Raw genomic sequence first — 22,269 nt, forward strand, 5'->3', positions numbered from 1 at the left:
CTTCGGCCTCGGAAACGCAACCCAAGGAATGGAAGCGTTGAAATTTCGCCGCGCATCGAACCGATGTGCGCCGCGGCAATATCGTTCGGCATGCCGGATCGGCCGAGGCAGCTTTTCATGAACCATCGTTGCGCCACGGGGCCACGTCTCCTTCCATACGCGCGCCTGCTGTGCGTCGCCGCCGGCGCGTCGCTGGCGGGCATCTCCGCATTCGTGCCTCAAACTGCGCGTGCGGAGTCCGCCGCGGCGGCCGCATCGAACGCGTTCGCGCCGGCCGGCGCCGCGTCGTCGAAATTCGCGTCCGCGGCGCAATCGCGCGACGCATCGTCGCGCATCGGGAGCGAGGCGAGCGCGCCCGCCTCGCCGGCGTCCGCCGCCTCCGCGCCGCCGCATGCATCGAACGCGCAAGCGAGCGCGCCCCGCGCGCTGGCCGCCCCTCGACTGCCGCCGCTGACCGAGGCGGAAGCGGCGGACGTGACGCGTCGCGCGCTCGCGCTGCGCACGGCGTTCGCGCAGGAAGTCACGCGGCGGCTGAACGTGCCCGCCGCCGAACGACGCGCGTACGGCGTGCGCCTGCAGCAGACGCTCGACGCGAACGACGTGGGCGAACTCGCGCGTGAATACGTCGTGCTCGTCGACCGCGCGCCGAACGTGCAGGCGGCATTCATCTACTTCCGCACGACGCGCGACAACGCATGGCGGATGATCGGCGCATCGCCCGTCGCGACCGGCCTGCCCGGCCAATACGATCACTTCGTGACCCCGCTCGGCGTGTTCGAACACACGCCGGAGAACATGGATTTCCGCGCGGAAGGCACGATCAACGAGAACGGCATTCGCGGCTACGGCCAGCGCGACATGCGCATCTACGATTTCGGCTGGACCGATGCCACGCGCGGCTGGGGCAAGGGCGGCGTTTCGCAGATGCGCTTCCAGATGCATGCGACCGATCCCGACTATCTCGAGCCGCTGCTCGGCATTCGCCATTCGAAGGGATGCGTGCGGATTCCGGCGTCGCTGAACGTGTTCCTGGATCAGCACGGAATCCTCGACGCCGAATACGAAGCGCGCGCGGCCGCCGGCGATCCGCCGTGGGTGTTGCGCGTGCACCGGCAAGTCACGCCGTGGGCGGGCCGCTATCTCGTCGTCGTCGATTCGCAGCGCAAGACGCGCCCCGCATGGTCGCCCGCGCCGGGCAAGAAGGCGAGGGCGAAGTTGCCCAAGGGCGGCGACACGGCGGATTGAGCCGTGCATGCGCCGACGGCGATCGGCAAGACCGGCGCGCAACCGAAAGCGGCGGCAAGCGCCCGCTCCGCGCAGCGGCACGGCGCAACGCGGCGCAATGAGGCACGACGCGACGCCGCGCGAAACCCAGCGCAAGCCGCCCCAACCCGACGCAACCGAATGCGACGGACAACGCGTCGCGCGGACGCCGCGCCCCGGCGCGCGCTAGAATGACCGCTCCGGCCCAGTCCTTCCGCTGTCCGCCCGCCATGTCCGTCACCGGTCTCGATCACTACAATCTGCGCGCGCCCGGCCCGCTTCTCGATACGCTGCGCGACTTCTACGTCGACGTCGTCGGCTTGCGGCTCGGCGAACGTCCGCCGTTCCGCAGCCACGGCTATTGGCTGTACGCGGGCGCGCAGGCCGTGCTGCATCTGTCGCAGGCCGGCCCCGACGAGTCGCGCGTCGCGAACGTCGCGAACACGTTCGATCACGTCGCGTTCTCGTGCGACGATCTGCCGGGCACGATCGCGCGCCTGCGGCAATTCGGCGTCCGGTACTCGAGCGCCGAGGTGCCGCTGACCCGCCAGCGCCAACTGTTCTTCGACGATCCGGCGGGCAACGGCATCGAATTGAATTTCGCGGCGAACGCCGAGGGCTGAAGCGCGCAAGCGCGAGCGGCGGACGAACGCGCACGCCGCCCGAGCGGTGCATGCGCGCCCAAAGCGCATATCGCGCGCAGGCGGCTGCCCTCCATCGCCGCACGATCGCGCACGCCGCCCCGGCGTCTGTCTTGTTCGGGAATATGCTTGTCATCAAACAAGCTAAAAGCGCGCGACATCGGCTTCTATAATCGGCCGACACCTTCACGAAGTCACGAAAGCAAACCGACCGGAGACCCATCATGACCGAACCTGCATCCGCATCCGCCGACTGGCGCCTCGAAACCCTCGCCGTGCACGGCGGCTATCGCCCCGATCCGACGACGCGCGCCGCCGCGGTGCCGATCTATCAGACAGTCGCGTTCGCGTTCGACGACACGCAGCACGGCGCGGACCTGTTCGATCTGAAGGTCCAGGGCAACATCTATTCGCGGATCATGAATCCGACCAACGACGTGCTGGAGCAGCGCGTCGCGGCGCTCGAAGGCGGCGTCGGCGCGCTCGCGCTCGCGTCGGGCCAGGCGGCCGTCACCTATTCGATCCTGACGATCGCCGAGGCGGGCGACAACATCGTGTCGTCGAGCACGCTGTACGGCGGCACCTACAACCTGTTCGCGCACACGCTGCCGCAATACGGGATCTCGACGCGCTTCGCCGATCCGCGCGATCCGGCCGCGTTCGATGCGCTGATCGATGCGCGCACGAAGGCGATCTTCGCGGAATCGGTCGGCAATCCGCTCGGCAACATCACCGACATCGCCGCGCTCGCCGACGTCGCGCATCGCCACGGCCTGCCGCTCATCGTCGACAACACCGTGCCGACGCCTTACCTGCTGCGCCCGTTCGAGCACGGCGCGGACATCGTCGTTCATTCGCTGACGAAGTATCTCGGCGGGCACGGCACGAGCCTCGGCGGCGCGATCGTCGATTCGGGCAAGTTCCCGTGGGCGCGGCACGCCGACCGCTTCCGGCGGCTGAACGAGCCCGACGTCAGCTATCACGGCGTCGTCTACACCGAGGCGTTCGGCGACGCCGCGTACATCGGCCGCGCGCGCGTCGTCCCGCTGCGCAACACGGGCGCGGCGATCTCGCCGTTCAACGCGTTCCAGATCCTGCTGGGCATCGAGACGCTCGCGCTGCGCATCGATCGCATCAGCGAGAACGCGCTGAAGATCGCGCAACATCTCGCGCGGCACGAAAAGGTCGAATGGGTCGATTATTCCGGACTGCAGAATCATCCGGATCACGCACTTGTCGAGCGCTACCTGTCGGGCCGCGCGCCGGGCATCCTGACGTTCGGCGTGAAAGGCGGGCGCGCGGCGGGCGCCGCGTTCCAGGACGCGCTGCAGCTTTTCACGCGGCTCGTCAACATCGGCGACGCGAAGTCGCTCGCGACGCACCCCGCTTCGACGACGCACCGCCAACTGTCGCCGGAAGAGCTCGCGAAAGCGGGCGTGAAGGAAGAGACGGTGCGGCTGTCGATCGGCATCGAGCACATCGACGATCTGCTCGCCGATCTCGATCAGGCACTCGCGAAAGTCTGAACGGCATCGTGATCGGGTGATCGGGCGCCCGATCACGGCGCGGTGCGCACAGCGAATCGTCGAATCGTCGCGCCGCACTCCCGCGACGCATCGCCGACGCGCGCATCACGCGGCCCGCATCACGTGAAGCGAGCACAAGGCCGTGCGTCGCGAACCGCCGGCGTGCGGCTGCTTTCACCGCCTTCGGGCCGCCAACTTCGCGCAGCCAACCCCGACGCGCGGCCTTCGAGCCGCCGTCAGTCACTCTGCATCCTGAACGCCTGGCGATACCGCTTCGGCGACGTGCCGACGATTCGCGCGAAGCGCTCGCGAAACGCGCTCGCCGAACCGAACCCCGCCTCGGTCGCGATCTGCTCGACGGATAGCGACGTCGTCTCGAGCAATTGCTGCGCACGCCTCACGCGCGCGGTCTGCAGCCACTGCAACGGCGACGTGCCGGTCTGTTCCTGGAAACGGCGCGTGAGCGTGCGAACGCTCATCGCGCTCTGCCGCGCGATCGCGTCGAGCGTCAACGGCTCGCGCAAATTGCGTTGCAGCCATTCCATCAATGCGCGCAGCGTCGACGTGTGCTGCGGCGGCTCGCCCGCGATGAACTGCGCCTGCCCGCCGTCGCGCACGAGCGGCGTCACCGCGAGCCGCGCGGCGTCGGCCGCCACCGCGGCGCCGTAGTCGCACCGGATCATGTGCAGACAAAGATCGAGCCCGGCGGACGCGCCGGCCGACGTCAGCACTTGCCCGTTGTCGATGAACAGCACGTTCGCATCGACCGACACGTGCGGATGGCGGCGCGCGAGCTCGGCCGCGCCCAGCCAGTGCGTGGTCGCGCGCAGACCGTCGAGCAGCCCTGCTTGCGCGAGCACGAACGCGCCGCTGCAAATCGACGCGATCCGGCAACCGCGCGACGCCGCCTCGCGCAGCGCCGCGATGACGCGCGGCGAAACCGGCGCGAGCGGATCGGCGACGCCGGGCACGACGACCGTATCGGCGTCCCGCAGCCCGTCGAGACCGAACGCAGTGCGCACGTCGAACAGATCGCCGCGGGCGCACCGCCGCTCGCCGCACACCCGCACGCGATAGGGCGCGTCGACGTTCGGCACGCGCACGCGCGCGAAGGTATCGCACGCGACGCCGAGATCGAACGGCACGACGCCGTTCAGCACAAGCACGCCGACGCTATGCATGATGATTTCCGCTGGCCGGAATCCGTTGAAAGATGGCATTCTAGCCAATGGCTCCGGTCGCATCCACTCGCGACAATAGGCGCTCTTCGGTTGGAGATCGACATGACGATGGATGACGACACATCATTGCGCGTATTACAGGTTCTTTCGGTTCTCGAAGCGACGACGCTCGTCGCGCTCGTCTGCATCGCAGTGCCGCTCAAGCATCTGGCCGGCTATCCGATTGCGGTATCGATCATGGGGCCGTTGCACGGCGTCGCGTTCGTGCTGTATCTGTGGGCGGTCATCGCCACGACGTCGAGCGGACTCTGGCGCGCGGCCGATGCATGGCGCCTCGTCGCGACGGCGATGGTGCCGTTCGCCGGCTTCGCCAATTCGGGGTGGATCGCACGCAAGCGGAGCGCGCGATGATCTATCTGCTGCTGAAGGCGGTGCACGTCGCGTCGATCACCGTGTTCGTCGGCGGGTTGCTGGTGTTGGCGATCGGCATCCGCATCCCGAATCTCGTCGTCCAGCGCGCCGTTCTGCAATGGGACCGGCGCGCGACGCTGCCGGCGCTCGCGCTCGTCTGGGCGAGCGGCGTCACGATCGCGCTGCTCGGCCACTGGTTCGGCGACGCGTGGCTCTCGGCGAAGCTCGTGCTCGTCGCGGCGCTCTCCGCGTTGCACGGCATCCTCGCGGGCAGGCTGCGGCGCATGGCGCGCGACGGCTCGACCGTCGCGCCCGTGTGGCTGCATACGGGAATCGGCGCGGGCATCGTCGCGACGGCGGCCGCGGCGATCGCGCTCGTCGTGATCAAGCCATTTTGAAGAAAGCCGGCGCGCTGCCGTGCGCCCGGATATCGATTCGACATTCGCGATGGGCAGGCGGCAAAACGCTGCGCGAAGCGCGTCGGCGATAGGTCGGTTCGCGCAGCCGCGTGCAAGCGCAGGCCGCGTTGCGCGAAGAGCGGCAAGGCGCTCGCCGATCCGGCTCGCCGCCGACCGCCGGCCGCGCGGCGGCGTCACGCCGCCACGTCACGCCGCCGCGCGCGTGGTCTGCCGCTGCTCGCCCAGGCCCGCCACCCCGCAGCGCACCGTCTGCCCCGGCTTCAGATAGACGGGCAGCGGCTTCACGCCCATCCCGACGCCGGGCGGCGTGCCGGTCGAGATCACGTCGCCGGGCTGCAGGCTCATGCAGCGCGACAAATACGCGATCAACTGCGCGACCGTGAACACCATCGTGCGCGTGTTGCCGCTCTGATAGCGCCGGCCGTCCACGTCGAGCCACAGATCGAGCGCCTGCGGATCGGCGATTTCGTCGCGCGTGACGAGCCATGGGCCGATCGGCCCGAACGTGTCGAAGCCCTTGCCCTTGTCCCACTGGCCGCCGCGTTCGATCTGCCATTCGCGCTCGGACACGTCATTGACGACGCAATAGCCGGCGACGTGCGACAGCGCGTCGGCCTCGTCGACGTTCTTGCACGCGCGGCCGATCACGACGCCAAGCTCGACTTCCCAGTCGGTCTTCACCGAGCCGCGCGGAATCTCGATGCCGTCGTGCGGGCCGCTCACCGCGCTCGTCCACTTGCCGAACACGACGGGCTCGGTCGGCACCGCGAGCCCCGCCTCCGCCGCGTGGTCCGCGTAGTTCAGGCCGATGCAGACGAACTTGCCGATCCGGCCCACGCACGCGCCGATCCTCGGCTCGCCCGCGACGAGCGGCAGCGACGCGGGATCGACGGCGGCGAGCCGCGCGAGACTCGCGTCCGACAGCGCGTCGCCCGCGACGTCGTCGATCAGCGACGACAGATCGCGGATGCAACCGGCCGCGTCGAGCAACCCAGGCTTTTCGTGGCCCACGGGGCCGTAACGAAGCAGTTTCATGACAGGCGACCTCTTCGATTCAGGACAAACGAGCCTCCGGCGCGCTCGATCGAGCCGGCGCGACGGCGCCGGGCGCGGGCCCGTTGCGGAGTTTGTACCATCCGCCGTGCGCGATGAGACGCTGCATCGCGGATAACGACTATTGAAGCAGACGCTGGCGATGCATCGAAGCCCGGCGGCGGCAACCGCGTCCGCCGGCCCCCGCCGCCGAGCGAAAACCCGCTGAGACCCGCTGCGCCCCGCCTCCCGCGCGCCGCCGCGCGCGCCCGAACGGCGGCGTCCCGCTGCGAACGCCCGCTTGCAGCCCCGCAAGCGCCCCCGCTTACTCCACCACGCCGGTTTTGGCCAGCCGCCTCGACGCATACTTTGCCCACATCGACAAACAGCCAACCTCGTTTATTCAATAATTGTCGACAAAATCATTATTGATTTCAAATTCGTTGATTATCATTGCTGTTGGAGCAGTTACTTAATTTACATACGAATCAACGATCCATCGATGCACTCGGCGCTGCCGCGAGGCACGCGCCGCCCGGCGTTCGATGCGTCGCGTCCGAGACAACCGATCCACCGATGAAACCCAGGAAAGACGTGCCCGCCGGCGCCGCGCGAGAGCCGCAGGATTGCGAAGAAGTCGAGCGCTATCGCGCGCCCGCGCTCGACAAGGGGCTCGACATCCTCGAGCTTCTCGCCGAGCAGAAGGAAGGCCTCACGCGCACCGAGATCACGAAGGAGCTCGGCCGCAATGCGAGCGAGATCTACCGGATGCTGGAGCGGCTCGTCGCCCGCCAATACGTGATCCGCTCGCCGGGCGGCGACCGTTACACGCTGAGCCTGAAGCTCTATTCGCTCGCCCACCGCCATCCGCCGCTCAAGCGGCTGATCGCCGAGGCGCTGCCGCCGATGCAGCGCTTCGCCGATGCGGCCGAGCAGTCGTGCCACCTGTGCGTGTACGACCGCGGCAACCTGCTCGTGATCGCGCAGGTCGACGGGCCGGGCGCATGGGGCATCTCGGTGCGGCTCGGCTCGCGCGTCGGGCTCGTCGACACCGCGTCCGGCCCCGTGTTGCTCGCGTTCCAGGCGCCCGAGCAACGCGCGCGCATGCTCGCCGAGCATACGAAGGTGGAAGGCGAAATCGCGCTCGACGTGCACGCGTTCGACGCGCTGCTGCGCGACATTCGCGCGACTGGCCGGCTCAGGCAGGAAAGCCGCCAGGCGTTCGGCGTCACCGACATCGCGTATCCGATTCTCGGGCCGTCCGGCCATGCGATCGCCGCAATTACATGCCCATACGTCCGCCGGATCGACGCGCACGTCGCGCCGCTCGTCGACGACGTCGACGCGCAACTGCGCGCGACGGCCGGGCGTCTTTCGATGCTGAAGGAAGCGGCCGCGTGACATTCTCGATCCGTCTGACGAGAAGGTGAAATCACCGAGGAGCTGTTCACGCTCATAACGGGCTTGGGAACGTGCGCTTGCGCCCGCAGCACGAGGCAGCGCGGAGAAGACACGATAGCCGTCGCCATTGCAACGGCGAACGACGCGGTCATGCCGGCGCAAAGGCGCGCTCTCCAACTGGGCAAGCACGACGACTGCAAGGTGGCGGCGCCTGCCGGTGGGATATCGACTTCATCTGCCTCGGGAATGGAGCGATGATTCGGCACGACGACAGAAAGCCGGCGCGCCCGAGGAAATTGAACGTGCGACCAAGCCGCAGATTGCGCCCATGCCGTTGCGCGAAGCACGGCAAAGCGGCGCGCCTGACGGCGTGGTCCTGGCCGATGCGGGTTCGGAACGGACACGGCGTTTCGCGGAGCGGTCAGCGAGCTCGGTTTGCAGCATGCGGTCGATATTCAACCGGTCATCCGCGCAGGAGCGCCGAACACGGCTCCGCTGCCGCCCGAGACCTCCGCGGGCAAGTCTGGCCGGCCTTGCAGCGCATCGCGCCGCACGCTCCGACATGAGCCGTTGAAACTCGATGCGTCGCGGTATCGCACGGTGACATCGCGTGAAGGCATATGCGCCGCGCTCGGTTCGCGCTTTGCTGCCGTGCGCGTGCGCGCTTCACACCGCGATTAGTGGCGGTTCACGCTGCGCGATGAGGAATGGGGCGGATCGAACGGCCCGAAGGCGATGTCGAGCCGCTCAAGTGTTGGCTTTCGTTGGCTTTCGACTGTGCCCCAGGACACGATGCGCGAACGTCTGGTTCATGTAGCCGGGATACGCTCGCGTATCGAGCGCGACTATCAGGATCTCAAGCAGGAATTTGGCCTGTGACACTTCGAAGGACGAGGCTGGCGAGGATTCCATCACCATGCATCATCGTGTATTGCTGCGCACGGGTTTCTTGTCGCTCAACGCCTCATTCGAGGGGGGCGGCAGAAAACTCCGCGATCCGCGCGCATCTGCCGTACCCTCGGATCAGCTGCCATGCGGCTCCCCAGCGCGCGCAGCGCCACGCGGCTGACTCTATTACCATGCTGCACTGACGTATCGCTGCCTACATCGCGCGCCGGCTCAAGCGGTGTCCATTGTGCTCCGCCGGCAAAGGCAATTTATCGGCACGGGAAGACGAGGGCGCGTCGCTCCGGTCGAATCGATAACGCGCGCCGCGCGTCGCGGCGTGCTGCACAAGGAGACAGGCCAATGACGTCACATCGAGAAACCTACGTCCGCTCCGCAAGCGTGCGGGCAGTCGCGGATGCCGTGAACGGCGGACGAGCGCGCGCGCTCGAGCACGCCGAGGCGGCGCTCGAGCGGCTCGCGCTCGCCGAGCCGCTCGCTGCAATGACGCACATCGCGCCGGAGATCGCGCGCCAAGCCGCCGCGAACGTCGACGCGCAGATCGCGAGCGGCCGCAGGCTGCCGCTCGCGGGCGTGCCGTTCGTCATCAAGGACAACCTCTTCACGTCCGACATGCCGACGCGCGGAGCGAGCCCGGCACTGCTCGGCTTCGGCGCGACGTGCAACGCGACGGCCGTCCAGCAGTTGCTCGACGCGGGCGCCGTGCCGCTCGGCAAGGCGAACATGCACGAACTCGCCTTCGGCATCACGAGCGCGAACGGCCACTTCGGCGCGGTCCGCAATCCGCACGATCCGGCGCGGATCGCGGGCGGCTCGAGCGGCGGCACGGCATCCGCGGTCGCGGCGGGCATTCCGTTTGGCCTGGGCACCGACACGGGCGGTTCGGTGCGAATCCCGGCCGCGTTCTGCGGCGTCGCCGGACTGCGGCCGACGCCGCGCCGCTACTCGACGCACGGCGTGCTCGCACTGTCGCCCACGCGCGATACGGTCGGCACGATCGCGCACAGCATCGACGATCTGCTGCTGCTCGACGCGGTGCTGACTGGCGACGCCACCGAACCCGCGCCGGTCGCGCTCGCCGGATTGCGGATCGGCGTGCCGGACGCGCCCTACTTCGACGGACTCGATCCGGCCGTCGCGGAGATGACCGAACGCGCGCTCGCCGCGCTGACGAACGCGGGCGCGCGGCTGATTCCGCTCGCCGCCCGCGCGCTGCACGAAGCGGATGAAGCGTGCGGCTTCCCGATCGCGGGTTTCGAGGCGCTCGCGTACTGGCAGCGCTTCAGCGCCGAGCGGCTCGATCTGCCGTTCGCCGAATTCGTCGCCCGGCTCGGCAGCGACGATGTTCGGCACATTTTCCGCACGCTGATCGACGCGCCGCCGTCGAGCGATGCCTATGCGGCCGCGATCGACGTGCTGCGGAGCATCGTGCGCTGGTACGACCAGGCGTTCCACCGCACGGGCGTCGATTGCATCGCGCTGCCGACCGTTCAATGCGAAGCGCCGCTCGTCGCCGCCAGCGGGCACGATCTACCGCCCGACGCCGCCTACGCGCTGTTCGCGCGCGTGATCCGCCAGACCGGGCCGGCGACGCTCGGCGGCGTGCCGTCGGTATCGGTCCCGGCGGGATTGTCGAAGCACACCGGCGTGCCCGTGGGCTTGATGCTCGAAGGGCCGGCCGGCAACGACCGACGCCTGCTCGCGATCGCGCGCGAGGTGGAACGGCTGCTCGCGCATGCGCGGTGACGCGCGCGAGCGTATTCCCGGCACATGCCGAATCGGCCGCGCGCGCGGCGCTACGCTAAAATAGCGCCCCCTTCAAAACACCGCCTGCCGTCTTCGCCGACGGCGGGCGCCTCATGGACGTCATGGCCAAACTTCTGACCGATCTCGAATTCCAACGTTTCTCCGAACTTCAGCAGAAGCAGGCAAGCTTCACGATCACGCCCGAAGAAGCCGACGAGCTGCGCGACATCGTCGCGCGCGCGCAGAAGAAGCGCGACGATCGCGCATCCGCGATGCAGGCGATCGAAGAGTACATCGCGCAGTTCGACATCACGCCTGACGAGCTTTTCTCCCCCGAGCAGATCGGCGAAGCCGCGCGCACGTACGGCCTGATCGCGGCGGGCAAGAAGGAGCGCTCGCTGCCGCCTTCGCTGACGTTCAACGGCAAGCCGTATCAATGGACGAAGACGCTGCCGGACGAAGTGCGGTTGCCGCTCTTCGATGCGTTCAAGGCCGGCGAATCGATCAAGCGCTTCATCGCGATGCCGAAGGACACCGCGCGCTGCGCGCTGACGGTCGCGCGCCTCGAACGCGAGACGGGCGCGGTCTATGCGGACACGCTGCTCGACGAGCTGGCGATCTCGCGCAAGCACGTCGACGAGGCTGCGGCGAAGCTCGCTGCGTGATTCGCTCGGGGGCGGCGGATCTGCGGATCGGCAGGCACATGTTCGCGGTGCCGACCGATACGTCACCGCCTCGACGCGATCGGCAACAAGCCACTCGCGCTGCGATTCGTTCCGCTGGGTCGCCCCCGCAAAGTCTCACCCTTTTCCGAATTCGCTTCCCGTAAAGCCTCACCGTTTGACCTCGGCGTTGATCGCAATGATGGCGATGAACGCCGGGACATCAAGGTCGTTGGAGGCCGGAGGTCAGCAGCCAGCGATGTCGACGCCTTCAACGCCTTCCGCGCTTCTTTCTCCGAAGCGCCGGCGACACGCGACGCGTCGGATTTCGAATTGCCGGCCCCATCGACCACGCGCCACGGCGGCCACCCGCCTCTTGCGCCAACCGGACGCGTCCGTCGCTCGACGCCACGGCGCCGTCTCACGGCTGCAGCTTCAACCGGAACGCGACCACCCCCGGCTCTTCGGTCGATGACACCATAAAGCCGCTGTCTTTCGCGAGCGAGATCATCGCCGTGTTCTCGCGCAGCGCCTCGCCGATCATCCACGCCGTTCCGCGCGAGCGCGCGTATTCGATGATGCGCGTCATCAGCATTCGCCCAAGTCCCTTGCCCTTTTGATCGGGCCGCACCGCGATCGCAAACTCGGTGGCTTCGTTGTCCGGATCGGTTACCGCCCGCACCGCGCCCAGCGTATGCGCGTGGCCGTCGGCATCGTCGCGCGTCGCGATCAGCGCCATCTCGCGGTCGTAATCGATCTGCGTCATTCGCGCGATCTGTGAATGGTCGAAGTTGCGTACCGCACCGAAGAAACGCATCCGCAAATCGTCCGGCGTCATCGCACTCAGCAGCTCGCGATGCGCGGCCTCGTCCTCGGGGCGAATCGGCCGCACGGTGATGCGCTCCCCGTGCCAGTCGAGCTTCTGCTCGAGATAGCGCGGATACGGAACAATCGCGAGCCGGCTGCGTCCCGTCGCGAGCCTGATGCGAGGCTCGAGCGCGACGACGCGCGTGGGACGCACGCGCAGCACGAGCGACATCTCGACGATTTCGCGTACCTCGCACACCGCCTGCGAAAGCGCCGTCAGTGCGTGCAGCAGCGGCTCGGGCGGCGCGCGGCGCGCATACGGCGACCGCGCGACGACTGCACGCGCGAGCACCGTATTGAAAGGCGGCAGCCCGTAGACGACGAACGGCGCGGAAACACCGTCCGCTGGCGGCACCGAATAACGGAACACCGGCCCGAAGTTCTGGTCGTCGTACATCCGGACCGTGATGTCGACGATCGCATCGCCGCCGTCGACGTCCGCGTCGGTCGAGCGCTCGATGCCGAAGCCGGCCAGCCATTCGAGCGCCGCCTCGCCTTCGAACCCGTCACGCCCCTGTGCGAGCGCTGCGCGCGCCGCGTGCTGCGCGGCCGAGATCGACGCCACCGGTTGCGGCGGCGTGCCCTCCGGCGTCTGCATCAACAGTTCTCGGCCCAATTGATAATCGACGAGACGCGCATGCGCGCGCGCGAGACGCTGTGGCGTCGTGTGCACGGGGATGCCGTGCTCGTGCAGCGCGTCGCGCGTCGCGGCATCGACGCCGCCGAAGAAGCACGCGAGCATGCCGCGGCGCGCGAACTTGCGCGATTCGATCAGCACGCGCGCGACGTCGCCTGCGGGCGCGCTATGCGACGTCGCATGAACCACGAACACGGTGCCTGTCGGAGGATGCTGCGCGAGCGCCTTCAGCACCGCGCCGAAATACTCGGGACGCGCGTCGTCGCCGAGCAGCAGCGGATTGCCTGCGGCGATTCCCGCGGGCAGCGCGCCGCCGACCTCGTCGACAGCCGCCTGCGGCCATTGCGCGAGCGTTTCCCCCGCCGCCGCGAGCGCATCGACGGCAAGCTTCGCGACGCCTCTGTCGCTCGTCACGAGCGTCGCCGCACCGCTCGCCGCCACTGCCCGACCGACGCCGAGCGTCTCGATCTCATCGAGGAGATCGTCGAGCGCGTCCACTCGCACCATCCCAGCACGCTGAAACGCGGCCGTATAGAGCAGATCGCCCGAATCACCGCGCCCCACGCGCAACGCGAGCACCGGCTTGTTGCGCGCCGCCGCGCGTGCGGCCGACATGAACTTGCGCGCCGATTTCACCGTGTCGAGTTCGAGCAGGATCGCGCGCGTCGAGGCGTCGCTCGCGAGGTAGTCGAGCACGTCGGCCGCGTCGACGTCCGCTTCGCCGCCGAGCGCGACCGCATGAGAAAAGCCGAGCCCGCGCGCATGCGCCCATCCAAGCACCGCGTTCGTCAGCGCATTCGATTGCGACACCCACGCGACGCCGCCCGCCTTGACGATGCATGCCGGCGCACCGAAATGCGCATTCAGCGCGGGCGATACGACACCCAGGCTGCCGGGCCCGACGACGCGCAGCAGATACGGCTTCGCCGCGGCGAGCGCCCGTTCGAGCGCGGCCCGATCAGCGCTCGTGCGGGCTTCGCCGACGATGATCGCCGCGCGCGCGCCCAGGCCGCCCAGCTTGCGCACGATGCCGGGCCACGTCGCGGGCGGCGTGCACACGAGTGCGACCGACGGCGCGCTCGGCAACTGGTCGACATATGGGTAAGCCTTGTGGCCGTTCAGTTCGCCGTACTTCGGGTTGACGGGCCAGATCGCACCGCCGAACCGCCCGTCGAGCACGCACGCCCAAACCATCGCGCCGACGCTGCCCGGACGCGGCGAAGCGCCGACGACGGCAACGGACGTCGGATGGAACATAGCATCGAGATTGCGAACGGTCACGGCAACTCCGCTGAAAGGATTGAGCGACGGCGATCGAAGCGCGGCCCTGCCGGACCGAGCCCGAGTGCCCATAGGATAGGCGAAGCATCGGGCGCCGCCTATATGCCTTTCGGCCGAATCGCCGAGCTGCGCAAGCATCGGCATCATCGACGCAAACACTTCGCCGCCGCCCGCGGGAAACGCGCTTCGCGGCCGGATGCGTCATACGGCGCGAGCCGTCTTTTTCGAAACGGAGCAGGACGAGATGAACGAATGGACCGAGCAAGCCGCACACCTGGATGCGTCGAGACCCGTCTTCCGCCGGGCAACGAGCCGTTCGCGGCTCGGCAGCGCAAATGCGGGCACGCGCCGCACGAAGCGAATTTCCGCCGCCTTCACGATTCCGCTTGCAACGGGTCGAGCCGCGACGCGCACCGCCGCGGCTAGACCGAGCGGACACGAACACGCCGAGGCCAATTGCGGCGTCCGCTTCCGGACACGGCCACGCGTCGATATCAAGCCCCACGGATCGAAGCGTCTCGCCGCGCGACATGCGAAGTCCGGCACGCCCGCCCTGAAACGGCCGTCTCGAAGATTCTGCCCAGTCGGATCGAATATCGAAAAAGCCGGGCCGTCAGATTCGATGCATTGCCGAATAGCGGACAATTCCCGCGCATCGCCGAGCACCGTCGTGCAATCAATCGAACGACACGGCCCGCCATTCGAGTCGAATCGAATTCAATGCTTGATTCCACCGCGTCCACCGCATCCACCGCGCGATCGCAGTCAAATGCGAAAACAGCGGGGCCGCCTGTCGCAGGCGTCGAGCGAACCCGCGATCGCGGTGGCGCAGCGGCGCGCCGCTCGCGATCCGTTTGCGGCCGCGCTTCACGACGAACGTCGAAATACGCGAGCCGGCATTGCACGCGGCCGGGAAACGCTGTGCCGGAGCACAACAGTCGTTTTTCATTCATGCCGGCTGCAGTGCGGCATGATTCGCTCGCCGCTCGAATGAGCAAGCTGTCTCGGAAATATCGTCTACGCGAACCCGCCGCCCGAACATTACCCATATCCGTCTACGGATAGGCGGATCGGAATGGACGAACAGCGCCGTCTCGCCTTATCTGCACGTTGCCGCTTCCCCCATATCGCGGTTGAAATGCGCCGCCGTCACTCGGATCGCAGGCAGGGCGACATGCCAAAGGCATCGATGCGGCACGCGCTTCGCGCCGCCAAAGGTGAGCGTTTTCGGGAGTCGAGGTGAGAATATTCGGGATTGGGTATCGAGCCGCGGCGAAATCGCGAAGCGAAATCGACAATACCGCACAGGGCATCCCGTATGCACGAGACGATGTGAAACAACTTTATCGATGCGACAAGTTCGAAGCGACAGCTAAATCACGCAATATCCGCCCGAGTGCACGCGTTTCATCGCCGAATCGGCGCGTAACCCTCTGCGTCGCGAAATCGCGCAGTCGGCGTGAAACACGGCGGCGCAAACAGTCCAGTCGCCGAAAACAAAACGGTGCGACTGGCAAACCTGCCACTCGCACCGTCGTTCAAGGCGCCAAAGGTGAGGGTTTTCGGGATCAGTCCTTGATCAGGAAGCGGTTGCGATTCTTGCCGAGCCACGCCGGCGCGCGGCCACGGCCGCTCCAGGTTTCACCCGTTTTCGGATTGAGGTACTTCGGCGGCAGCGCGCGCTTCGGCTTCGCCGCCGCCTTGATGCTTCTGAACCCCAACTCTTCCGGCGTGATGTCGTATTCCTCGATCTTCGCCTTGATGTCGGCAATGGCGTCCGCGATCGCTTTTTCGCGTTCCTTGTCGATTTTCTGCTGAAGTTTTTCGAGCTGTGCGGTCAGTTGCCTATAGGTCGCCATATGGATGAAGCTCCGTCTCGTTATTTATACAAAGAAGTATATGAATCAATTCAGGATCAATCGAACATTTTTCGCATTGCTTTCATATCCCGCAAGCGAAGCTCAGAGGCCATTTCTAGCCTTGCATGCGAAGAGAAGGTTTCGCACGCCGTTATCGACCGATTGCCTGATCGTATCGAAATCGCCGCCGCACATGCCGCGCGCATTCTGAATGCAGGTGTCCCACGGACCGCCTTCCGGGCACTGGACCATCGTGGTCGCGCGTCCGTCCGGCGTAAACAGCGGCGCGCTCCCCCCGCAGCCGGAAAGCCCCGTTATTAAAGCAATCAAAAATCCCGTCCGCAAGAACGCGCCGCATTGCCCCGGCGCTGGCGCACCCGTCTGTTTCATGAATCTGCCTATCGCTCCGCTTTCTTCTTGGACGACGCGAGTATATGCCAACGTAAGCGGCAAAGGGTCAATCGGGTGCAACGAGTGTCTTGTAAGGCGCATGTCCGCGCGGATCGTCGGTAAGCCGAATGAATACGCGTTCGACGTCCGGCAGCGCCTCGAGCCGGCGCCGCAACGCGTCGCGATCGAACGATGCGGGTGCGCATCCTTCGGCATAAACGAAGCGGCGTTGAATCGTGATCCAGATGCTCGTGCCGGCCAATGCCGGATCGCCGTCGGCGAATCGCCTTTTCAGTTCTTCGGCAATCGGCTTGTCATATAAATAGGAATTCGGTTTGCTGCAGCGATGCGCAAGCCAGCAAGTCGTTCCTCGCTCGACGCGGTAATGCGCATCGTCCTCCATTTGCGCGCGTGTCATCAGCGGACCGAGCGGCGTCGGACATTCGGCAATCGAATGCGACAATGCAAAAAAAGGATCGTCGTACCAATTGCGTCGCTCGATCGGAGCGGGCGATGCCGAAAACGCGGGCGATGCCGGCACCGCCACCGAAGCGGGCAAAGCGGACGAAGCCGCCGATGTCGGCATGAATGTCGATGCAATGAACGGCGACTCCGCATTCGATACCGACGACGAAGTCGACACGGACGATGCGGGTAATGCGGGTAATGCGGGTAATGCGGGTAATGCGGGTAATGCGGGTAATGCGGGTAATGCGGACCATGCTGGCGCTACCGGCGACACGACCGACGCCCCGCCCTGCACGAACGCGAACGCATCCGCGGCGGCAGCGGCAGTGACGGCGAACACCACGCACGACGCGGCGAATCCGATGCGTTTCATCGCACGCCTCCTGAAAATGCGCCCGGCGATGCGCGAGCGTCGACACGTCAGTTGCGAATGCGTCCCACGCGTTATGCGAGCCGGCGGTTACGTATCGATGCCGAGCGACGCGAGCTTCTTGTAGAACGTAGCGCGCCCGATGCCGATGCACGCGGCCGCGTCCGTCACCTTGCCGCCGGACGCGGCAAGCGCGTCGAGCAGGAACTGGCGCTCCCATGCGGCGAACGCGTCCGCATACGATGAAGCCGCCGCGCGCATGTCAGGCGCGGCCGCCGACGCCGCGACCGCGGCCAGGCCGGAGCCGCCCGCACCATCCATCGCCCCCGCTGCGGCTGCGCCGGCTGCTGTGCCCGCCTCAACGCCGGAACCCGCCCCCGCTCCATGCGCCGGCCCAATGAACGGCGCGAGCGCGCGCGCATCGATCAACGCGCGATCGGAGAGCATCAGCGCACGCTCGAGCGTGTTGCGCAGTTCGCGCACGTTGCCGGGCCACGGATGGGCGCACAGCAGGCGCAGCGCGTCGTCGGTCAGTTCGCAGTGTTCGGCAAGTCCGTGCTGTGCGGCGAGTTCCTCGAGCATCGTGTAGACGAGCGCCTCGATGTCCGATGCGCGCTCGCGCAACGGCGGCGCATGGATCGTCAGCACGTTCAGCCGGTAATAGAGATCCGCGCGAAAGCGCCCTTGCGCAACGAGCGCCGGCAGCTCGGCCGACGTCGCCGCGATGATCCGCACGTTCGCGCGCACGATCCGGTTCGAGCCGACGGGCTCGAACTCCTTGTCCTGCAGCACGCGCAGCAGCTTGCCCTGCAGCGGCAGCGGCATGTCGCCGATTTCGTCGAGAAAGAGCGTGCCGCCGTCGGCAAGCTCGAACTTGCCGACGCGCCCCTTGCGATCCGCGCCCGTGTACGCGCCCGGCGCCGCGCCGAAGAACTCGGTTTCGAGCAGCGCATCGGGAATCGCCGCGACGTTGACGGTCACGAGCGGCTTGAGCGCACGCGCGGACGCCGCATGAATCGCGTGCGCGAGCAACTCCTTGCCGGTGCCCGTCTCGCCGAGCAGCAGCACGGGCGAATCGACCTGCGCGGCGCGCCGCCCCTGCCGCTTCGTCTCGAGGCTCACCGCACTCGTGCCGACAAAGCTCGCGAACGTGTATTTCGCCCGCCGCGCCTGCGCAAGCGAGCGCTGCGTCGCGATCAGCTCCTGCTGGACCTGCATGTAGCGGGAAAAGAGCGGCGTCAGCGTCTTCAACTCGTCGAACAGCGCGAAGCCGATCGCGCCGACGGTCTCGCCCGCGTCGTCCGTCAGCGGCAGGCGCGTGACGATGAGCGGCTCGCGGCCCGTCTCCATGATGTCGAGCAGTATCGGGCGGCCGGTCGCGACCACCTCGCGCATCAGGCTGTGCGGAATCACCGCTTCGCAATCGCGGCCGATCGCCTGCTGCGGATCGGCGAACCCGAAGCGCGCCGCATAGCGCTGATTGATCCAGACGACGCGCGCATCCTTGTCGACGATCAGCGTGCCGACGCTCGAATGCTCGAAGGTCTTGAACAGGGACTCCGCCGCGCGCCGCAGCACGTCGCCGTAATCGGCGGGCAACCGGACCCAGCCGCCCGAAACTTGTGCGTTCGTCTCCACCTTCTCTTTCTTGTCCACAAATCGAGACGGATTATCTCATGCAAGAGACATCCGGCAAACACCCGCCATAAAAGGCTCTGCCTCGATCCGGGGACCATCGCCTCGCTGCTTTCGTCTACATAAAGAGACGTTTTCTGTAGAATCGGACGCAGCCGGCGCGCCCGTCGCCACGCGCGGCCCTTCGCGTGGCCGCCGCGCCGCGCCGCATAGCGGATGGCACGAATCCTGCGGAAACGCGTGCCGCAGCGTCGCGCGGTCCGCCGGGCCCGCCCATGCGCACAACAACCAAGATTTAGGAGACTCTCTTGTCATTCGTGATCGTCCTCGCCGCGCTGGCGTTCCTGATGTTCGCCGCCTATCGCGGCTACAGCGTGATCCTGTTCGCGCCCGTCGCCGCGCTCGGCGCGGTGCTGCTGACCGATCCCGCCGCCGTCGCCCCCGTCTTCTCCGGCATCTTCATGGAAAAGATGGTCGGCTTCGTGAAGCTCTACTTCCCGGTGTTCCTGCTCGGCGCCGTGTTCGGCAAGGTGATCGAGCTGTCCGGCTTCTCCGAGGCGATCGTCGCCGCCGCGATCCGCTATATCGGCCGCTCGCGCGCGAATGCGGTGATCGTCGCGGTGTGCGCGCTCCTCACCTACGGCGGCGTGTCGCTGTTCGTCGTCGTGTTCGCTGTCTATCCGTTCGCGGCCGAGCTCTATCGCCAGAGCAACATTCCGAAGCGCCTGATGCCGGGCGCGATCGCACTCGGCGCGTTCTCGTTCACGATGGATTCGCTGCCCGGCACGCCGCAGATCCAGAACATCATCCCGACGACGTTCTTCAAGACCACCGCGTGGGCCGCGCCCGCGCTCGGCACGATCGGATCGGTGTTCATCATCATCGTCGGCCTGTCGTATCTCGAATGGCGCCGCCGCTCGGCACTCGCGCGCGGCGAAGGCTACGGCACGTCGCTCATCAACGAGCCGGAACGCGTCGAGACGAAGTCGTTGCCGAATCCGATGCTCGCGGTGTCGCCACTCGTGCTCGTCGGCGTCGCGAACTTCGCGCTGACGAAACTGATCCCGGTGTGGTACGGCGGCGCATCGTACACGGTGCCGCCCGACGTGCTGCCGGGCGTCCATACGCCGATCACGACGCCGATCAAGACGGTCGTCGCGATCTGGTCGGTGGAGGCGGCGCTGCTGCTCGGCATCCTGCTCGTCGTCATCACCGCGTTCAAGCGCGTGCACGAGCGCTTCGCGACGGGCACCAAGGCCGCCGTCGGCGGCGCGCTGCTCGCCGCGATGAACACCGCGTCCGAATACGGCTTCGGCGGCGTGATCGCCGCGCTGCCGGGCTTCATCGTCGTCGGCGACGCGCTGAAGAACATTCCGAATCCGCTCGTCAACGCGGCCGTGTCGGTCAGCTCGCTCGCGGGGATCACGGGCTCCGCGTCGGGCGGGATGAGCATCGCGCTCGCGGCGATGTCCGATCTCTTCATCAAGGGCGCGCAGGCCGCGCAGATCCCGATGGACGTGCTGCACCGGGTCGTCGCGATGGCGAGCGGCGGCATGGACACGCTGCCGCACAACGGCGCGGTGATCACGCTGCTCGCGGTGACGGGCCTCACGCACCGCGAATCGTACCGGGACATCTTCGCCGTGACCGTCATCAAGACGCTCGCGGTGTTCTTCGTGATCGCCGTCTATTATCTGACGGGACTCGTCTGACCCGGCGGCGGGCGCGACACGCCCGCCTCGCGGCGCCCGCGCATGCCGCTGCCCGCCGTATCGGCCCGGCGCGCCCCCTCGGCGGCGCACCGGGCCGATCTCGTCTTCGCTCATACTTTTCACCGTGACGCGCCGCCGCAACATGCGGGTTTGCGCGAACGCCGAACGGCCGCCGCGCAACGCGCTACGATGCGTCGGCAGGCCGCCCGCCCGCACCGCCCGAGCGCCTCGCGAAATTCTCATTGCCGCCGTCCGGTTCGGTTAAACTGCGTTGAAGCAGTCCGCAAAGCAACATTTCCTACTTCACGACACGAGGACACGTTCAATGCGCACGACCGGTTCTTCCGGGGCCATGACCCTGCTGACCGAATTCGATCAGGCCGACGGCCGCGAGCTTCGCTCGCTGCGTCTCGCGGCCACCGAAGACGGTAAAAGCGTACTGCTCATCGAAGTCGACGAACGCAAGCCCGGCATCCATCGGGAAGTACGCTACGAAATCACCCCCGCCGAGTTGATCGCCGCGATTCGTTCGCACGGCGCGGAACTGCCCGGCGAAACGCACGGCGCCGTCCCGCTCGCCCGCACCACGACGCCCTGATCCCGCCACGGTGAGGCCGCGCCCGCTCGCGCTCTCACCGTTCTCTCCGCGCGCCCGTCCGCGGCGCGATCTCGTTTCCGAAAATAGCCGATAATCGGCGCATTCACGCGCTCCATGCCGCGCGCGCTTCGCGGCGACCGTCCATCGTTTCGTCATGCTTCATGATCTCGTCGCCCGCTTCGGGCCGCTCATCGTGTTCGTCAACGTGCTTGCCGCGGCGATCGGCCTGCCGGTGCCGGCGATGCCGACGCTCGTGCTGTTCGGCGCGATGGCGACGCTGCATCCGGGCGCGATCGGCGCGCAGCTCGCGCCCGTGCTCGCGCTCGCGGTGCTCGCGGCGCTGATCGGCGACACCGTGTGGTACGTCGCCGGCCGGCATTTCGGCGGCCGCGCGCTGAAAACCTTATGCAAGCTTTCGCTGTCGCGCGACAGCTGCGTGAAGAAAACCGAGCGCTTCTTCGGCCGCTGGGGCGTGCGCGTGCTCGCGGTCGCGCGCTTCATTCCGGGGCTGTCGCTGATCTCGGTGCCGATGGCGGGCGCGCTCGGCACGCGCTACCGCATCTTCGTCGGCTACGACGGTCTCGGCGCACTGCTGTGGGCGGGCTGCGGCGTCGCGATCGGATTCGTGTTCGCGAAACAGATCGACTGGCTGTTTGCGGGCGCGAACCAGCTCGGCCGCACGGTGCTCGTCGTGATCGTCGCGCTGCTCGCGGCCTACACGGCCGTGCGCTGGATGCGCCGGCGCGCGCTGATTCGTCAGCTCGCAAACGCGCGAATCGACGTCGACGAACTCGACCGCCTGCTGCAAGCCGATCCCACGCCCGTCGTCTTCGACGCGCGCTCGCCCGAGCACCGCAAGCTCGATCCGTACGCAATCCCCGGCGCGCAATTCGCCGACGAGCGCGATCTGCGCGACATCGTCGCGCACTATCCGGCGACGCAGAAATTCGTGATCTATTGCTCGTGTCCGAACGAGGTGTCGGCGGCGGTGATGGCGCGGCGCCTCAAGCAGGCGGGCTTCGCCGATGCTCTCGCGCTGCGCGGCGGCCTCGACGCATGGCGCGACGCGGGCCGGCGCTTGATCGAGCTCGACCCGCAGCCGGGAGGCGAAGCGCCGGTGCGCGCGCCAGCGCCGAAGACCGCCTGATTCACGCGACCGGACGGCGCGGCGCCGGCCCGATTGATCGGATCAAGTCCTATTTGGCTCGATCGGCCTGATTCGTCCGATCGAACGGCCGCGCGGCCACGCATGCATTGCGAATGT

At 67.3% G+C, this 22,269-nt stretch carries 20 protein-coding genes and 2 pseudogenes; 15 read left to right on the forward strand and 7 right to left on the reverse strand.

The features are described 5' to 3' along the window. The first annotated feature begins 63 nt into the window (after positions 1–63). The 3 genes from BTH_RS11245 to BTH_RS11255 all read left to right on the forward strand — a co-directional run bounded on the left by BTH_RS11245 (position 64) and on the right by BTH_RS11255 (position 3,430). On the forward strand, positions 64–1,245 hold the full coding sequence (locus tag BTH_RS11245) for a L,D-transpeptidase (RefSeq protein ID WP_009894180.1): 1,182 nt from the start codon (positions 64–66) through the stop codon (positions 1,243–1,245). A 248-nt stretch (positions 1,246–1,493) separates the two neighbouring features. Next, entirely contained in the window at positions 1,494–1,886 is a 393-nt protein-coding gene (locus BTH_RS11250) for a VOC family protein (RefSeq protein WP_009894181.1), read from the forward strand. Between the two features lie 242 nt (positions 1,887–2,128). Next, entirely contained in the window at positions 2,129–3,430 is a 1,302-nt protein-coding gene (locus BTH_RS11255) for an O-acetylhomoserine aminocarboxypropyltransferase/cysteine synthase family protein (RefSeq protein WP_009894182.1), read from the forward strand. 236 nt (positions 3,431–3,666) lie between these two features. Here the strand turns inward: BTH_RS11255 and BTH_RS11260 are convergent, their stop codons facing one another. Beyond that, positions 3,667–4,611, reverse strand: coding sequence for a GlxA family transcriptional regulator (locus BTH_RS11260; protein WP_009894184.1), 945 nt, complete (start codon positions 4,609–4,611; stop codon positions 3,667–3,669). Positions 4,612–4,713: 102 nt separating this feature from the next. Between BTH_RS11260 and BTH_RS11265 the strand changes: the two genes are divergently transcribed. Then, complete coding sequence (locus tag BTH_RS11265; protein WP_009894185.1) at positions 4,714–5,022, forward strand: DUF3817 domain-containing protein; 309 nt, start codon at positions 4,714–4,716, stop codon at positions 5,020–5,022. After that, the gene (locus tag BTH_RS11270; RefSeq protein ID WP_011401549.1) at positions 5,019–5,420 is read left to right on the forward strand and encodes a CopD family protein; all 402 of its coding nucleotides are present in this window, start codon (positions 5,019–5,021) and stop codon (positions 5,418–5,420) included. The genes BTH_RS11265 and BTH_RS11270 overlap by 4 nt, the downstream gene beginning before the upstream one ends. Positions 5,421–5,627: 207 nt before the next feature. On the opposite strand, the gene BTH_RS11275 is transcribed toward BTH_RS11270, so the two are convergent. Beyond that, positions 5,628–6,476: an ureidoglycolate lyase gene (locus BTH_RS11275; protein WP_009894188.1), complete on the reverse strand. Its 849-nt coding sequence runs from the start codon at positions 6,474–6,476 to the stop codon at positions 5,628–5,630. Positions 6,477–7,049: 573 nt separating this feature from the next. Between BTH_RS11275 and BTH_RS11280 the strand changes: the two genes are divergently transcribed. The 4 genes and pseudogenes from BTH_RS11280 to BTH_RS11290 all read left to right on the forward strand — a co-directional run bounded on the left by BTH_RS11280 (position 7,050) and on the right by BTH_RS11290 (position 11,191). Continuing rightward, positions 7,050–7,874, forward strand: coding sequence for an IclR family transcriptional regulator (locus tag BTH_RS11280; RefSeq protein ID WP_025369996.1), 825 nt, complete (start codon positions 7,050–7,052; stop codon positions 7,872–7,874). A 174-nt stretch (positions 7,875–8,048) separates the two neighbouring features. Then, positions 8,049–8,943: pseudogene (locus BTH_RS35110) on the forward strand (IS701 family transposase); the annotation flags it as partial. Positions 8,944–9,122: 179 nt separating this feature from the next. Next, positions 9,123–10,526, forward strand: a complete 1,404-nt coding sequence (iaaH, locus tag BTH_RS11285; protein WP_011401552.1) for an indoleacetamide hydrolase — start codon at positions 9,123–9,125, stop codon at positions 10,524–10,526. Between the two features lie 113 nt (positions 10,527–10,639). Continuing rightward, complete coding sequence (locus BTH_RS11290; RefSeq protein ID WP_009894193.1) at positions 10,640–11,191, forward strand: hypothetical protein; 552 nt, start codon at positions 10,640–10,642, stop codon at positions 11,189–11,191. Between the two features lie 418 nt (positions 11,192–11,609). Here the strand turns inward: BTH_RS11290 and BTH_RS11295 are convergent, their stop codons facing one another. Then, the gene (locus BTH_RS11295) at positions 11,610–13,973 is read right to left on the reverse strand and encodes a GNAT family N-acetyltransferase (protein WP_025369997.1); all 2,364 of its coding nucleotides are present in this window, start codon (positions 13,971–13,973) and stop codon (positions 11,610–11,612) included. Positions 13,974–14,217: 244 nt separating this feature from the next. Between BTH_RS11295 and BTH_RS34445 the strand changes: the two genes are divergently transcribed. Further along, positions 14,218–14,967 carry a hypothetical protein gene (locus BTH_RS34445; protein ID WP_154660018.1) on the forward strand — a complete coding sequence of 250 codons (750 nt, stop codon included), beginning with the start codon at positions 14,218–14,220 and terminating at the stop codon, positions 14,965–14,967. A gap of 574 nt (positions 14,968–15,541) precedes the next feature. Here the strand turns inward: BTH_RS34445 and BTH_RS11305 are convergent. The 3 genes from BTH_RS11305 to BTH_RS35115 form a co-directional block, all read right to left on the reverse strand. After that, positions 15,542–15,832, reverse strand: a complete 291-nt coding sequence (locus BTH_RS11305; RefSeq protein WP_009894196.1) for an H-NS family nucleoid-associated regulatory protein — start codon at positions 15,830–15,832, stop codon at positions 15,542–15,544. A gap of 102 nt (positions 15,833–15,934) precedes the next feature. Beyond that, entirely contained in the window at positions 15,935–16,234 is a 300-nt protein-coding gene (locus BTH_RS34780; protein ID WP_223297148.1) for a hypothetical protein, read from the reverse strand. Between the two features lie 55 nt (positions 16,235–16,289). Beyond that, positions 16,290–16,625, reverse strand: a complete 336-nt coding sequence (locus BTH_RS35115) for a BON domain-containing protein (RefSeq protein WP_223297134.1) — start codon at positions 16,623–16,625, stop codon at positions 16,290–16,292. Positions 16,626–16,710: 85 nt separating this feature from the next. Here BTH_RS35115 and BTH_RS35120 point away from each other — a divergent pair, with 85 nt between their 5' ends. Next, a complete protein-coding gene (locus BTH_RS35120; protein WP_011401555.1) occupies positions 16,711–17,187 on the forward strand; it encodes a hypothetical protein in 477 nt (158 codons plus the stop codon). Here the strand turns inward: BTH_RS35120 and BTH_RS11320 are convergent. Beyond that, complete coding sequence (locus BTH_RS11320; RefSeq protein ID WP_009894197.1) at positions 17,151–18,716, reverse strand: sigma-54 interaction domain-containing protein; 1,566 nt, start codon at positions 18,714–18,716, stop codon at positions 17,151–17,153. The two genes, BTH_RS35120 and BTH_RS11320, sit on opposite strands and share 37 nt — an antisense overlap. A gap of 287 nt (positions 18,717–19,003) precedes the next feature. Between BTH_RS11320 and BTH_RS11325 the strand changes: the two genes are divergently transcribed. The 4 genes and pseudogenes from BTH_RS11325 to BTH_RS11335 all read left to right on the forward strand — a co-directional run bounded on the left by BTH_RS11325 (position 19,004) and on the right by BTH_RS11335 (position 22,152). After that, positions 19,004–20,407, forward strand: a complete 1,404-nt coding sequence (locus BTH_RS11325) for a GntP family permease (RefSeq protein WP_009894198.1) — start codon at positions 19,004–19,006, stop codon at positions 20,405–20,407. A 124-nt stretch (positions 20,408–20,531) separates the two neighbouring features. Then, positions 20,532–20,763, forward strand: a pseudogene (locus BTH_RS35635) (hypothetical protein). After that, complete coding sequence (locus tag BTH_RS11330) at positions 20,733–21,005, forward strand: hypothetical protein (protein ID WP_009894199.1); 273 nt, start codon at positions 20,733–20,735, stop codon at positions 21,003–21,005. Before BTH_RS35635 ends, BTH_RS11330 begins: the two are co-directional and overlap by 31 nt. Before the next feature lie 154 nt (positions 21,006–21,159). After that, positions 21,160–22,152: a DedA family protein/thiosulfate sulfurtransferase GlpE gene (locus tag BTH_RS11335; protein WP_009894200.1), complete on the forward strand. Its 993-nt coding sequence runs from the start codon at positions 21,160–21,162 to the stop codon at positions 22,150–22,152. The last annotated feature ends 117 nt before the right edge of the window (positions 22,153–22,269 follow it).

Origin of the sequence: Burkholderia thailandensis E264, assembly GCF_000012365.1 — a bacterium.
Classification (GTDB): Bacteria; Pseudomonadota; Gammaproteobacteria; order Burkholderiales; family Burkholderiaceae; genus Burkholderia; species Burkholderia thailandensis.